Here is a 14591-nt window from a genome sequence, read left to right as displayed (position 1 = left end):
AGAATAATTTTTATTATAGTTTCAAAAGAATACGCTTGCAAGTAACTTTGTGAAAAAAATTCAAAATATTAAGAATTAAAAGTAGACAAAAAAAGAGGGGGACAGAATTAGCTTGGCTAGTTCATAGTCCCACCTCCGTAAGGTTGGCTGGCAGTTTAATACGTAAAACAGTAAAGAGACTGAGCTGATTTCCAGCCTCTTTGTGTTTATTTAATTATTAGTAGATGCCATCGTAAGCCTTTTGATAAAGCTTTACAATATCTTCAACAGTACCCTTACGTGGGTTAGAGAAGGCATTACCATCCTTGAGGGCATTCTTGGCCATCATTTCAAAGTCTTCTGGCTTAGCACCAATTTCCTTGATTGATGATGGAATACCAACAAGCCGGCACATTTCACGCATACCGTCAATTGACTTTTGTGCTGCTTCGTAAAGGGTAAGACCAGTAGTGTCAAAGCCCATTACCTTAGCCAATTCAGCAAACCGCTCTGGACATGCGATTAAGTTATATTCTTCAACAGTGGTCAAGAGCAAGGCACAGCAAACACCATGAGGAGCATCATATTGACCACCGAGTTGGTGAGCCATTGCGTGAACATAGCCTAAGTTGGCATTATTGAAGGCCATTCCGGCAAGCATTTCAGCTTCAACCATCTTAGTCCGTGCTTCAATATTGTGACCATTAGCAACTACTTCTGGTAAAGCAGTTTGAATTAATTGAATAGCTTCTTTACATTGACTATCAGTAATTGGGTTATGGTCAACAGAAACGTATGGTTCAATAGCCTGAACAAAAGCATCACAACCAGTAGCAGCGGTAATGTCTTTTGGAATATCAAGCATCAACATTGGATCGTTGAATGATACCAATGGAATGTTACGCCATGAAACAACAACAAACTTCAAATGAGTCTTTTCGTTAGTAATAACAGCGTGACGAGTTAATTCAGAACCAGTTCCGGCAGTAGTGTTAACAGCCATCAATGGTGGAAGTGGATTCTTCAATGTTTCAATTCCGGCAAGCTTGGAAATGTCATCACCGTTAGTTAAAACAATACCGATACCCTTACCACAGTCGTGAGCAGAACCCCCACCAACAGTAATAATTGAGTCACAGTTTTCATCTTGGTACATCTTTTTACCAGCTTGAACATTCCGGATCTTAGGGTTAGGTTCAGCGCCAGTAAATACGGCATAGTCAACGCCAGCCTTTTCCAATGAAGCAACGGTTTGCTTTACAGGACCATTGTCAATCTTGGATAAACCTTCAGTAGTAACAATCAATGGTTTGTGCATATTGAGCATCTTTGCACGATCACCAATTTTAGCAATAACACCAGGACCAAAGAAGTTCACACTTGGCATTAAGAAATCAAATTGTCTATTCATTAAAAATACCCTCCTCATGGCATTTGAATACGATTCCATTATCATGCAAGCGTTTTAGTTTTGCAATAGAAACATTTTGATTTTTTATTCATTATCGCCCAATTTGTAATAATAATCTTGCCTAATCTGCTACAATATCACGATGTTTGTCATAATATTCACAAATTGAATCAATTTTATATTAATGTCCCACAATAATTTGCTACTTTAATCACAAATTAGCTTAATTCATTTTCAAAGGCAGTCTTTAATAACGCTGCTTGCGTATTATAAGTATTCAACTTCCGATCAGCGGTTGAAGTTGAATCATCTGGCAGCAAGTTAACTTGTAGATCAACAGGAAGCGCCGCCATCTTTAAGCCGGTTACGACCAATTTCATTGCAATTTGTGCTTGCGAGCCGCCATGTCCACCGAATGTTACTAAACTAACCGGCTTTCCTTGCCATTCTTTTCCTAAGTAATCAATCGCATTTTTCAAAACTGCTGGATAGCCCCAATTGTATTGCGGAAAAACTAACACAAAACCATCATAGCTTTGTACTAACTCACTCCATTTACGCGTTTTTTCGTGAACATATAAACCCAAATAAGGAATTTTAGGTTCATCCATCATCGGTAAATTAACTTCTTTTAGGTCGATGATGTCAAATTGAACCTTTGTACTTTTCTTTAATTGAACTTTTAACCAGTTTGCTACTTGCATGCTCCGCCGATTTGGACGAACGCTGCCGACTATAATCCCAACTTTTTTCATTATCATTGCCTCCTTTTAATATCTTCATTTTAATAGCTTTTTTGAAAAGTTAAAAGAAAAACGAGGACCTGAGCTAATCCCAGTATCCTCGTTTCTTATGATAAAATGACCAATCAATTTTATATTTTGGTCGCTTGACTTGCCACCAAGTTCGTAACTGTTTTGCCCGAAACTGGTACCGTTCAAATTCATCATACTCAATTCTTTTTTCATTAGGCAATGTCAGCCGTGCTTCATTTACTATCATTGCACTTGCTTTTCCTTGCATCACTAAAATGCATATTCCTGCCATTACCCCTAAAAGAATTACTTGGTAACCTCGTATGCCTATTTTAAATCAAATCCTTTAATTCTTATGCCATTACACTTCATATTTACACTATACCATCGCTAACAACGATAAATAATAATCTAACCAAAACTCAGGAAATTCTTTATTTATGATATGGGAGACCATTGATGATGGTAAAAGCTCGATAAATTTGTTCGCTTAAAACTAAACGCATTAATTGATGAGGTAAGGTAAAACGTCCAAACGAAATTTGGGCATCTGCCCGTTTTAATACTGCTGGACTTAACCCTAATGAACCGCCGATCACAAAAGTAATATCACTGTGACCATAAGTTGTTAATTTATTGATTTCTTTTGCAAACTCTTCAGAAGAACGTTCTTTACCTTTAATCGCTAAAGCATATACATATTCGCGATCTTTGATTTTATCAAGAATCCGTTCCCCTTCCTTTGCCATTACTTCATCCATTTCTGCTTGGCTTAAAGATTCAGGTGCTTTTTCATCAGGAACCTCAACAATTTCAAATTTACAATAACGTCCAAGTCGTTTAGCATATTCAGCAATTCCCGCTTTAAAATACTTTTCTTTTAACTTACCCACACCAATAATTTTTATATTCAAGATATCCACTACCTTCCACAGTTTATCCACAAAGTTATCCACAGACCAGTGTAGATTTTTTTACTTTTCCCGAATGTTCGGTTAATTTTTTGTTGAAAAAGCGTTTTCTTAAAAATTACTTATCCACAGTTATCTACAGGAACAATTGTTCAGTAATGATTCCGTAATACCTTGGGCCCGTAAGCGTTGTTACAGGGATTATACAAAGAATTCCACTTATCCACAAATACACATTCAACTTGTGGATAAGTTTTGAACAATAAATTTTATTGATATACCAACATTTATAAAATTACTTTAAATTTACTGTTAGTTATCCACTGACTTATCCACAAGCAATTTCACATTATTATTTTAACGTATTTCTAACGATTTACAACACAATCTGTGGTAAGTATACAACAGAATGTTACCTAGCGAATGTTATCTTCTTCAATTTTTCTTATTATTCGGAATTTTCCCACTATCTTACTTAAAGACTGTTCCATGTTGTTCTGCTTCTCGTTGAAAATCTGCTGGAACTTTTATTCCTAACTTACGTGCTTGCTTTAAATTAAGAACCGGTTCTCCATGATGGTAATTATTAACTGCCATCTGTCCTGGCTTTTCACCTTTTAAAATACGTGCTGTTATTTTTCCGGCTGCTTTTCCTTGCCCGTATTGGCTAAGACTAATATAAGCTACTCCACCATCTTTTACCATTGTATCAGCACTAGGGAAAACAGGCTTATTGACCGCATCCGCATTTTTCACCAATACTCCCATTGATCCGGCAATTGTATTGTCACTAGGAACAATGACCGCGTCTACTTTACTCAACATTGTTTGTGAAGTCTGATTAAGTTCATTAGCATTCGCAATTGTATAAGTTTTTAAGTTTACATGTAATTTATGCGCTGCTTTTACCATTGTTCGATACTGACTTTCAGAAGAGGTATTGCTCGATGTGTAGATTGCTCCCAGAGTCTTTATGTTTGGTATAAATTTCTTTACTAAGGCAATCTGCTGTTCACTCGGATTTACATCATGAACCCCTGTAACGTTTCCTTCTGGGTGTTTTTCATTCTTTACTAAGCCGGCACCAACCGGATCACCAATTCCGCCCATCACAATTGGAATATCCTTGGTCGCATTAGCAAGTGCTTGGCAAGCTGGGGTGGTAATACCAACGATTACTTTCGCATGATCATTCACTAATTTATTCGCCATAGTATTTAAGTTTCCCTGATCACCATTCGCATTCTGGTATTCAATTTTGATATTCTTGCCGTTTCGGTATCCTTCTTCTGCTAATCCAGCAACGACCCCCTGTTGAATCTGATCTAATGCTGGATGATGCATCATTGTTAAAATTCCTACCACTGGCTTTGTAGTCTGTTGATGAAGCCTTAAAAGTCCAAAATAACCGCCAATCACAACAATTCCAATAATAATATAGCCCATAATTCGTTTCATCCCTATCTCCACCTTTCAAAATAAAAAGGAGCTCCACGTTTCGGAACTCCCACTATTTATCCAGTGAAATAGAAAAAGCCCGTACGTGGAATCCGTACAAGCCCTTATTTGTACATGATAAAGTAGCCGGTACAGATATAATCTGCGAATAAACCCAGGTCATATCTGTACTACAGCTATCCCTGAGTTACCGGCTTTGCCAACTATGATTTAATTGTAAAGTTTGATAACTCATTTGCTTTACTCCTCTAAACGAATTACGTTCATTTTAATGATAAATCATTTAAAAGTCAATGATATTTTTTTAATTAAGCGTACTGGTGGGCAATCTTTCCGCAAACAGCCGCCACAATCGCCGCGAGAATATCGTCAATAAATGTATTTACATGAACCTTATCATGGTCAAATTTGGCAATAATCCCACTCTTAACCCGGTCAAAGTAACCAAAGTTTGTCGTCCCAATTGTTCCATAAATATTAGCAATTTGTAAAGCTAGGGTTTCATCTACCCCAAACACCCCAGCATCATTTCTTATAATACCTGCTAAAGGTTCATCTACTTTTCCTTCTTCGGTTAACCGATCAAGTTCAAGTGCTACCATTGCACTATTTAATAATTCACGCTTATGCATCGTATCAATTAAAAATTTTTGACATATTTCCAACGTCAAATCTGGCTCAAAGCCCTTTTGTGTCTCATACACAATCTTCGCAAGCTCTTCTAAGTTTACTCCGCGTTCTTCTAAACGATGTACTACAAATTCATATGCCTTTGTATCTGGGTATTTAAACCGTGGATTATTCATTTTACCCACCATCCTTTATATTGATAACTAATATTATACCCCTTTTAATTAAGAGGCTTTTAATGAAAAGGGAGCGAGACAGAAGTCACTCGTGACTTCGTTTTTCGAGCCCCCGCAAGCAACAATAGGCCTCCAACGTTCGGTTTTACCGGGCATTGGAGGCCATTGGTGTACTGCGCCATTTGTCTTTTATGAAAGTAATTTGGCTTATGTCACAGTCCCAATTCATTAATTATTATCTTGTTGTGAGTCATCAGTTGATGTTGTATCAGCACTCTTTGTTAAATGCAAAGTTGCGGTGTGCCGTTGACCATCACGGTAATAAGTGACTTTAGCGTTTTGTCCAACCTTGTATTTATATAAGGCTGCCTTTAATGAACCCGCATCTGTAACTTGAGTGTCACCAAGTTTTGTAATGACATCATATTTTTTCAATCCAGCAGTATCAGCAACTGAACCACTATTCACATCTATAATCACTACCCCTTTGCTTACGCTTGTTGGTAGTTTTAAGACTGATTGCTGTTGATCAGAAGTAACATTACTAAGATCCACCATACTAATTCCGAGTGATGGACGAGTTATTTTACCATTCTTAATTAACTGGTTAATAATTGTCACAACTTCATTACTTGGAATGGCAAAACCAATACCTTCAACTGAAGAGCCTTGTGTATCAGAAGCAAGTTTCATTGAATTAATTCCGATAACTTGACCTGCCATATTAATTAATGGACCACCTGAATTACCAGAGTTAATAGCGGCATCTGTTTGGATAACCGATGTCAAAGTTCCATCAGTACCGGCTTTTAATGTCCGATCTTTGGCAGAAATAATTCCTTTCGTTACTGTATTAGCATATTCACTTCCCATTGGTGAACCGATTGCTAGCACATCCTGACCAGGAACAATCGAATTAGAGTTACCAAAAGATGCAACTGTCTTAACATTTGTAGCGTTAATCTTCAATACAGCTAAGTCGGTTGCAGAATCAGCACCAACTAAATCAGCATTAACTTTTTTACCATTGCTTAAAATTACTTGGAGCGCGTTTGAACCTTTGACAACGTGGTTATTAGTTACAACATAAGCCGAATTGCCACTCTTCTTATAAATAACTCCTGACCCTTCACTAGCGGTTTCTAATTTATTATCGCTAGAAGAATCACTGCTGCTGTTACTACTGTTGCCATAACCAAAAATTCCTAGCGTCCCACTTGATTGCTGAACCTTTTGTTTATTAATAACACTAACAACGGCTCCTTGGACGGACTTATAAGCTTGGGACGCTTCCCCGTTTAAGTCCGCCTTATTCTTATTAACCTTCGTACCACCAGACTTATTAGAGCCAGCTGGGACTCGTGTACTTGTTACTTCTTCATGATGTTGTACCAGGTTATTAATTCCTAAGGCGATTCCACCACCAATAAGACCAGCAAATAAGCCGACAATAATTACGCCTAACCACAACCGATCTTTAAAAGCTTGTTTTATCCTATTCATCAATTAAACCCTCCACTAAGTTAAAGAATCACTATCTTCAAGTTACAATTTAAATATGAAAAATCATTGAATAAAGTCGATAAAAACCGTGATCTCTTTTATTATAACGTCATTAACTTGCTTGGTTCTTCTGGTTCAGCATCTTGCAATTTAAAATCATGGTCAACGCCAAAGTCATGCTGCTCCATCAAACTTGCAACTGTTAAGTGGGCGAGCGAACGCATGTTGTTATGTTGACTACGGTGGCCAAGAAAAATCTCTTTGGTTCGCCGGCCAACAACACTCATCAATGCATCAGCACCTTCTTCATTGGAAAGGTGACCCTCATCCCCTAATATTCGCTGTTTTAATGGCCATGAATAAGGACCCATCCGCAACATTTCTGTATCATGATTGCATTCCATTACGTAGGCATCTGCATTTCGGATGGTTCCCGTAACTCGATCAGAAACATAACCAGTATCCGTAATAATACAGAAGGTCTTATTATTGTGGTGAACTTGGTAAAATTGCGGTTGCGCAGCATCATGGGATACCGCAAAACTTTCAATATCCATGTCTCCCAAGTCCTTAACAGTATTTGGTGCAATAATATGCTTTTGTGCTAATGGGATTTTACCAACTTTATCAGCCATTGCCTGCCAGGTACCCTCATTGGCATATACATCCATTCCATAACGGCGTGCCAATACACCAACACCATGCGTATGATCACTGTGTTCATGCGTTACAAAAATTGCATCGACATCCTTTAATGATCGATCAATCTTCTTCATTAAATTTTCAATCCGCTTCCCACTTAAACCGGCATCAATTAAGATCCGGTGGTTGCGCGTTTCCAAATAAGTTACATTCCCAGTACTCCCGCTCGCAAGTACACTATAACGTAATGGATCCGTTTCTGTCACTTAAAGTTCCTCCTCAATTACTTATTATTTAACGAGTTCGTATTCACACTATCTGGCGTTTCCTTCATAACTGTACTATTAAATGCGTTAACTTGTAATTGTTGAATTGCTCCTGAGTTTTTAGTTTTGATTTCAACAGTCCACGTTGGCACATAGACTGCTTTATCATCAGTAGTAGTGTTAAGGAGCTTAGAATAACTGAGCACCGACCACCTAATGCGGGAGTTATTAGGAATCTGATTATGTTTATACAACCAGGTAATTGCTCGGCGCTGGCTAATCGTATTTGACCGTTGCCGGAGAATTTCAACATCTTGCAAGTAAGTCTGCGTATAACCTGTTATCTCATGGTCAGAGTTTAGCCGAAAACGAATTTGCCCATCATTTGAAAATAGCGGCTTTCCTTCTAGCATTTGCGTATAAACAAGGGTATTTTTGTCCGATAATTCCTTGTTATAGCGATAATGATTTCCTAAGCTTACCATCTTTTTATTTTTTAATAGACGGTCGACACGCCGAATATTATTACTTTCAGTGATTTTAATTGGCTTATCAAACTCACTAGTCAATGTTCCTGAAGAAAGGCGAAAGTTTTGATTACGTAATTTTCCGGTTTCCTGCTCTAGGTCTCCGCCATCAGAAGATTTCTTTCCAGCAATATAATATCCGGTTTGCTGCTTATTAGAAAGCTCGCCATAACTAATCGAGTCATTACGCATTTCTTTTAACACTGTTGATTGGCGATTTTGCTGACCATTAGAAACGGTAAATCTAGTTTCTAAGATTAATGAACTTCCAACAAAAATATCAAAAAGCAAAAAGGCAAGGATAAAGATCCATTGAATACGTTTAAAATTCATTCTTTAACCCTCCTACTTTTCTAACTCGGTATATTCAACCCAGTGGCCGCGATACTTAATGAAATATGTTGGCACTAACTTTACAACATGACTATCTTTATCAGTTTTCCAAATATACCCGACACGTAAGTCCTTGATGTCACGCATCCGGTTGGTTGCATGTAATTGATTAATCACATCTGCACTTGATGGAAGCTTGACCATCTGGTGATCAATTGGCAATGGCACTTGAAGACTATAAAGACTTAGCCAGAAGCGTTCATTCCCGCCACTTGTGGATTCAAGCGTTACTTCCCCATAACCATCACTATTGAAAATTGGAAAGCTATTAACATAAGCCCGATAGTTTAACCGACGACCATGCTCACTCACCTCATCATAGCGCAAATTATCAAGCGGAATTCCAATTGTCGTCAACTTATTATAGAAGTGTGGGAAAATCTGGCTTGTTGATTCCCGATCGTCCTTACTAAGGTAATTTTCGTATTTAAGCGTTCCATTTTGGCGATTAAATATCAGCCGACGATTGGTTCCATCCGTATAGGTAGTCTCGTTACCATTCCGATTTGCCGTGATTGTTGTGTGTTGGTTAGTACTCATCAGACTAGCACTAAGGGTATCAATGTTTTGCGCAGTGATTTGATATCCTAATGCTGGTAATTCAAAGGGTCGCGGATACATCATTACCGCTATCCCGTTAATAATTTTATGGTCAACCGGGATCCGATCCATTGACTTTAAAAGTTGCCGAATGCGATTAAATTTTCCTTTCTCTACCCGTACTCGATACACACTATAATGGTGGTCACCAAGTAAGTAAATCTCATGTTGCCCGTTTAATGGGATAACAATATGGTTAATCTGATTAACCCGGTCAGTATCAATTGACTGGGAAAATGTTTCGTTGAAGACTGAGCTCGGTACCTCATCCGGATATGTCAGCATTAACGAGTTCCGCCGTCGCAAATAACTCAAATAAACATCACTGTTATTTTGTTTGACAACATTTGTCCGGCCTAATTTCCAATCCTCTAACTCTTTTTTTACGCTCAGAATTAAATTAGCTTTAGGGCTATAAAGTTGATTCTGAGTTCCTTTTTCATTTGTCTCAACTGCTTTAGTTGGGAGATAAACATCGCCCATTGATTGCGGTGTATATTGTTGTGATTGGTTATTATTGAAATTTTCGTGTCGTGCTCCCTCAAAAGGAAATGGGTTGGTCCAGACAATCCATGAAATGAATAAACTAAGAAGCACAACAACCGTTAAGGCGATTGCTTGCCAATTACTTTTCAGCTTCTTCATCATCCCAGTCTTCCTCCTCATAAGGTACATATGGCAAGGAAATATAGAATGTTGAACCCTTGCCTTCTACACTATCAACCCAAATTTGTCCACCAAGCATATTGATAACTTCCTTGGAAATAGCTAGTCCCAGACCTGTTCCTCCTTGCTTCCGGCTTCTTGCCTTATCAACGCGGAAGAATCGATCAAAGATACGTCCAAGATCTTTTCGTGGAATCCCTAGGCCTTGGTCAGAAATACTTAAAATAACATGATTATGTGTCTCCAGTAATCGTGTTGTAATTACACCACCATCTGGAGAATACTTAATCGCGTTATTCATAATATTATCAATTACCTGGGTAAACTTATCAGTATCAATTTCAACCCATAAATCTTTCTTAGTAAAGTATCGTTCAATGGTATATTTTTTCTTTTTTGGATCTTCTTCTTTTTTAATAATCATATCGAAACGATCCAAGATATAGTTAAATAACTCATTGATATTTACGTATTCCAGATTGAGCTTCGTTGTCCCTGCATCCATCCGTGATAGACTCAACAGGTCATTGATCATTCGAATCATCCGGTCCGTCTCATCCTGGACAACCTTTAAGAACTGAGGGGCAATTTCTTTATCCTGCCAAGCACCATCACTTAATGCTTCGACATAACTTCTAACACTTGTTAATGGAGTCCGCAACTCATGCGAGACGTTTGAAACGAATTGCTTCCGTTCGCGTTCTTCTTTTTGCTGGCTCGTTACATCATGAAGGACACACACAAGCCCACTGACAAAGCCAGATTCACGTTGAATTGGTGAGAAGTAAGCGTTTAAGATCAAATTATTGCCAGAGTTTGACATATCAATAATCATCTCGCGCTGTTCACCATTTACTAGTTGCCGAACGGTATAGTCATGACGAATATCTAACACATCAATAATTGATTTACCAATTAAATCGTCTTCATTTTCGACACCCAGTAACTGTAACGCCATATTATTTACAATTGTCACATTTCCGCGACGATCAGTGGCTAAAACCCCATCTGACATATGGGATAAAATACTATCAAGCCGCCGTCGCTCAGAATCGCTCGACTCCTGTGCCTCTTCAACCCGGACAGAAAGATTATTAACTGCTCCTGCCAATTGTCCTAACTCGTCATTTCCCAATACTTTTACTTGACCAGAATAGTCTCCCCGGGCAATTCGTAATGTTTGTTTCCTCATTTCTTCAATTGGGCGGGTAATTTCCTGGGAAATAATAATTGCCAAGATTAAACTCAAGACAATAGTAATCATTGCCGCGGATAAGTATACCAACGTAATATTATTAATATTAGAGTAGACACTTTCCAGACTAGCTCGCAGGTAAACAGCTCCCACAACGTTATTATTACTGTTATCCACGAGGGGAATCACATTGACATAGTAACGCGTGTGATTTGAATTATCGTACAGGTTTTCGGTATGCGACCTATTATTTAATAAGGTTGCTTTGATTGCTTGGTCCGTTGTTTTCTGACCGATTGCACTCCGATTATCAGCGTTGCTTGTTCCCCGCACAATACTCTTACTATCAACTACCCGGATTTCAGAAATGTTATTATTATTAACTTCTGAAAGAATTTGATTAATTTGTTTGTTAGCTTTTTTAGTATTTGATCGTGATAACTGCTCTGCTAAAGAATTATCAACGTAAGACGGTAATTCAATGGTTTGCTTAAACGTATTAAGGTTTTGATGCTCTAATTGACGCACAAAAACCGCCCCAACACATTCAAGTGTTAACATCAAAATTAACACGAATACGAGAGCGATTTTAAAACGAATCGATTGATAAAATTTTAACTTGCTGTTCACAATGGTTCAGCCTCTAATTCTGATCAGGATTTGCTAGGTAATAGCCAACACCACGCCGGGTAATTAACCATTGGGGGTGACTTGGGTTATCTTCAATCTTTTCACGAAGCCGACGAACGGTCACATCAACTGTCCGAACATCCCCAAAATAGTCATAACCCCATACAGTCTGAAGAAGGTGTTCACGGTTAATAACTTGTCCAATATGTTGAGCTAGATAATGGAGAAGCTCAAATTCACGATGCGTTAAATTGATATTTTCGCCTCGCTTAGTTACGGTGTAAGCTTCAGGATGAATCGTAAGGTCGCCAATTTGAATATCGGTATTATTTTCTTCCTCTGCTGGTGCCTTCAGAGTTGCTTGACGCCGTAAATTAGCCTTTACTCGTGCTACTAGTTCGCGGTTGGAGAATGGCTTAGTAACATAATCATCGGCCCCAAGTTCAAGCCCTAGCACTTTATCTAGTTCCGAATCTTTAGCGGTTACCATAATAATCGGCATGGTATGCTTAGCTCGAACCCGCTTGGCCACTTCAAGTCCATCGATCTTCGGCAGCATTAGGTCAAGAATAATTAAATCAGGATTTTCTGCTTCTACTTGTTCTAAAGCTGCTTCGCCATCATAGGCTACGACAACTTCATATCCTTCTTTTTCAAGATTAAATTTGATGATATCAGAAATTGGTTTTTCATCATCAACAACTAAAATTTTCTTTGCCATATCAATGATTCCCTCCATTGGGTTAATTGATTAATTACTTTAAATCTGCTATATATCAGTGTCTCTATTATAGCACAGGGAAAAGTTCCATAAATATTTTCCAAAAACTTATGAAAAATATTTGACATTTGATCAATAACAGGTTAAACTGTTTAAGTATTCTGTTAAAGGATATGGGCAGTTAGCTCAGCTGGCAGAGCAACGGACTCTTAATCCGTGGGTCCAGGGTTCGATCCCCTGACTGCCCATCAGAGGTTTACAGCGATTGAGATTTGATCTCAGTCGCTTTTTTCATACTTAAAATAAAGACTGCGAAAATCTTGTCCTTTCGCAGTCTTTATTTTTATTTAAACTGATCCTTAACATACTGTGCATATAGTGGTGTTGTCTTTAATAATTCTTGATGGGTTCCTGCACCGGATACTGTTCCATTTTCGATAAAGTAGATTTTATCGGCATCGACAATCGTACTCAAGCGATGCGCAATTACTAGTGTCGTTCTTCCTTGCATTAAGTCTCCCAATGCTTTTTGAACCATCGCCTCCGATTCAGCATCCAAGCTAGCAGTGGCTTCATCAAGCATTAAGATTTTTGGATCGCGGAGAAAAGCCCGCGCAATCGCTATTCGTTGCCGTTGTCCTCCAGAAAGTTTGATCCCTCGTTCACCAATTTCAGTTTCTAACTGATCTTCCATTTCACTGACAAAACCATCTGCATAAGCCATTCTTAACGCGTCCCAAAGTTCCTCATCCGAGACTTCTCTTCGTAACCCATAAGTTAAATTATCACGAATAGTTCCTGGCATTACCGCGGCATCTTGACTTACGAGACCAATTTGTTCACGCCACTTGGCTAAGTCTACATTTTCGATATTCTCTTCACCGATCAAAATTTTTCCACCTGTTGGCTGATAGAATCGTTCAATCAATGAGAAAATAGTTGACTTTCCTCCACCAGATGGGCCGGCAAAAGCTACCACTGCATTGGGTTTGGTTTCAAAACTAACATCTCGTAAGACTGGCTTGCCTTCCTCATATGCAAAATCAACATTCTCAAATTTCAATGGTGCGCTCGCAATATCTTTTTCTGCTTTATCAGCAGCAAATTCTTCTGGTTCAGTTAAGATTTGTTGGATACGTTCCGTGGCTCCGCTAGTCTTTGCCATATTATTAAAGAGCTGACTAATTACAACAACGGGACTAATAATCTGGAAAAGATACATTAAAAACGAAACTAAGGCGCCCATTGTCATTGCACCATTCATAACACGAATTGCTCCGTAACCAAGAATCCCAAGAAACATTATCATCATGAGCATGTTTGTAATTGGTTGCGTTACTGAGTTAATCAACGCTTCTTTTCTTCCGACATGATATAAATTGTCGATGCGGCGATTTCCCTTTGCCAGTTCATGTTCTTCACCGTTTGAAGACTTAACTAATCGGACCTCACCTAATACATCGGTGGAATCACTAGCAAATTTTGCTAATTCATCTTGCCGAACCCGACCAATCTTACGCGACTGATTCATCACTGGTAGCATGACTAAAATCACTAAAGGAACTGCCACAAACATCAACAATGTCATCCGCCAATCCATTGCTAACATAATAACCAGTGCACCAACGAATTGTAAAAGCGATGTCATTGCATTTGGTAATGTTGAAGCAAGTAAATCCTTCACCTGTGATGTATCATTAACTAATCGTGAACTGATTTCACCTGTTTTAACATCATCAAAATATTTTACAGGCATTTTAAGTAGTTTTTGCCATAATTGTTTCCGTAATTTAGAAACAACATTTTCACCAAAAATTCCTAATAATAACTCTGATAACGCACTCGTAATTAATCCTGCTATAAAAATTACAACTGTTAAAATCGCCAACGTTGGACTAATACTCTTAAAATTATTAATTAGCTTTTGCGCTAGTTGAGGAACAAATAGGTTAGCACCCGTGGAGATAAAACCTAGTAAGATTCCCACAAAAAGCTTAATATACCGCGGATGTAATTGATTTATTAAACTAAAGAAACTCCGAAAACTAAATTTATTTCTGTTCAAAGCATAAGCCTCCTAACAGTTAAATATCTAACTTTTAATGATGATGAATATTTAAACACATAG

General features: G+C 38.2%; 13 protein-coding genes and 1 tRNA gene. 1 reads left to right on the top strand and 13 read right to left on the bottom strand.

Annotated features, from left to right (window positions below; all coding sequences use genetic code 11):
* Nucleotides 1-217: 217 nt before the first annotated feature.
* From LREU_RS00160 to yycF, 12 genes are all read right to left on the bottom strand, one after another.
* On the bottom strand, nucleotides 218-1390 hold the full coding sequence (locus tag LREU_RS00160; protein WP_011953356.1) for an iron-containing alcohol dehydrogenase: 1173 nt from the start codon (nucleotides 1388-1390) through the stop codon (nucleotides 218-220).
* 218 nt (nucleotides 1391-1608) lie between these two features.
* Nucleotides 1609-2151: an NADPH-dependent FMN reductase gene (locus LREU_RS00155; protein ID WP_003669525.1), complete on the bottom strand. Its 543-nt coding sequence runs from the start codon at nucleotides 2149-2151 to the stop codon at nucleotides 1609-1611.
* Nucleotides 2152-2218: 67 nt separating this feature from the next.
* The gene (locus LREU_RS00150; RefSeq protein ID WP_003669523.1) at nucleotides 2219-2437 is read right to left on the bottom strand and encodes a hypothetical protein; all 219 of its coding nucleotides are present in this window, start codon (nucleotides 2435-2437) and stop codon (nucleotides 2219-2221) included.
* 142 nt (nucleotides 2438-2579) lie between these two features.
* Nucleotides 2580-3059, bottom strand: a complete 480-nt coding sequence (rlmH, locus tag LREU_RS00145; RefSeq protein ID WP_011953354.1) for a 23S rRNA (pseudouridine(1915)-N(3))-methyltransferase RlmH — start codon at nucleotides 3057-3059, stop codon at nucleotides 2580-2582.
* A 468-nt stretch (nucleotides 3060-3527) separates the two neighbouring features.
* Entirely contained in the window at nucleotides 3528-4514 is a 987-nt protein-coding gene (trpX, locus tag LREU_RS00140) for a tryptophan ABC transporter substrate-binding protein (protein ID WP_011953353.1), read from the bottom strand.
* Between the two features lie 308 nt (nucleotides 4515-4822).
* Nucleotides 4823-5320 carry a phosphatidylglycerophosphatase A family protein gene (locus LREU_RS00135; protein ID WP_011953352.1) on the bottom strand — a complete coding sequence of 166 codons (498 nt, stop codon included), beginning with the start codon at nucleotides 5318-5320 and terminating at the stop codon, nucleotides 4823-4825.
* A gap of 228 nt (nucleotides 5321-5548) precedes the next feature.
* Nucleotides 5549-6823, bottom strand: coding sequence for a S1C family serine protease (locus LREU_RS00130; RefSeq protein WP_003669517.1), 1275 nt, complete (start codon nucleotides 6821-6823; stop codon nucleotides 5549-5551).
* Between the two features lie 101 nt (nucleotides 6824-6924).
* Nucleotides 6925-7731: an MBL fold metallo-hydrolase gene (locus LREU_RS00125; RefSeq protein ID WP_003669515.1), complete on the bottom strand. Its 807-nt coding sequence runs from the start codon at nucleotides 7729-7731 to the stop codon at nucleotides 6925-6927.
* A gap of 17 nt (nucleotides 7732-7748) precedes the next feature.
* Nucleotides 7749-8591 carry a two-component system regulatory protein YycI gene (locus LREU_RS00120; protein WP_003669514.1) on the bottom strand — a complete coding sequence of 281 codons (843 nt, stop codon included), beginning with the start codon at nucleotides 8589-8591 and terminating at the stop codon, nucleotides 7749-7751.
* A 12-nt stretch (nucleotides 8592-8603) separates the two neighbouring features.
* A complete protein-coding gene (locus tag LREU_RS00115; RefSeq protein WP_003669512.1) occupies nucleotides 8604-9899 on the bottom strand; it encodes a YycH family regulatory protein in 1296 nt (431 codons plus the stop codon).
* A complete protein-coding gene (gene walK / locus LREU_RS00110) occupies nucleotides 9877-11742 on the bottom strand; it encodes a cell wall metabolism sensor histidine kinase WalK (protein ID WP_003665258.1) in 1866 nt (621 codons plus the stop codon). Before walK ends, LREU_RS00115 begins: the two co-directional genes overlap by 23 nt.
* A gap of 13 nt (nucleotides 11743-11755) precedes the next feature.
* Nucleotides 11756-12463, bottom strand: a complete 708-nt coding sequence (gene yycF, locus LREU_RS00105; protein WP_011953351.1) for a response regulator YycF — start codon at nucleotides 12461-12463, stop codon at nucleotides 11756-11758.
* Nucleotides 12464-12638: 175 nt separating this feature from the next.
* On the opposite strand from yycF, the gene LREU_RS00100 reads away from it, so the two are divergent.
* A tRNA-Lys gene (locus LREU_RS00100) sits at nucleotides 12639-12711 on the top strand.
* A 95-nt stretch (nucleotides 12712-12806) separates the two neighbouring features.
* On the opposite strand, the gene LREU_RS00095 is transcribed toward LREU_RS00100, so the two are convergent.
* Nucleotides 12807-14528 (bottom strand): ABC transporter ATP-binding protein, encoded by a 1722-nt coding sequence (locus LREU_RS00095; protein ID WP_003669507.1) that lies wholly within the window; start codon nucleotides 14526-14528, stop codon nucleotides 12807-12809.
* Nucleotides 14529-14591 lie beyond the last annotated feature (63 nt).

Source organism: Limosilactobacillus reuteri subsp. reuteri (genome assembly GCF_000016825.1).
GTDB classification, from domain to species: domain Bacteria; phylum Bacillota; class Bacilli; order Lactobacillales; family Lactobacillaceae; genus Limosilactobacillus; species Limosilactobacillus reuteri.
Note: the sequence above shows the minus strand (reverse complement) of the source record. Positions and strands in the feature narration are given on the sequence as shown.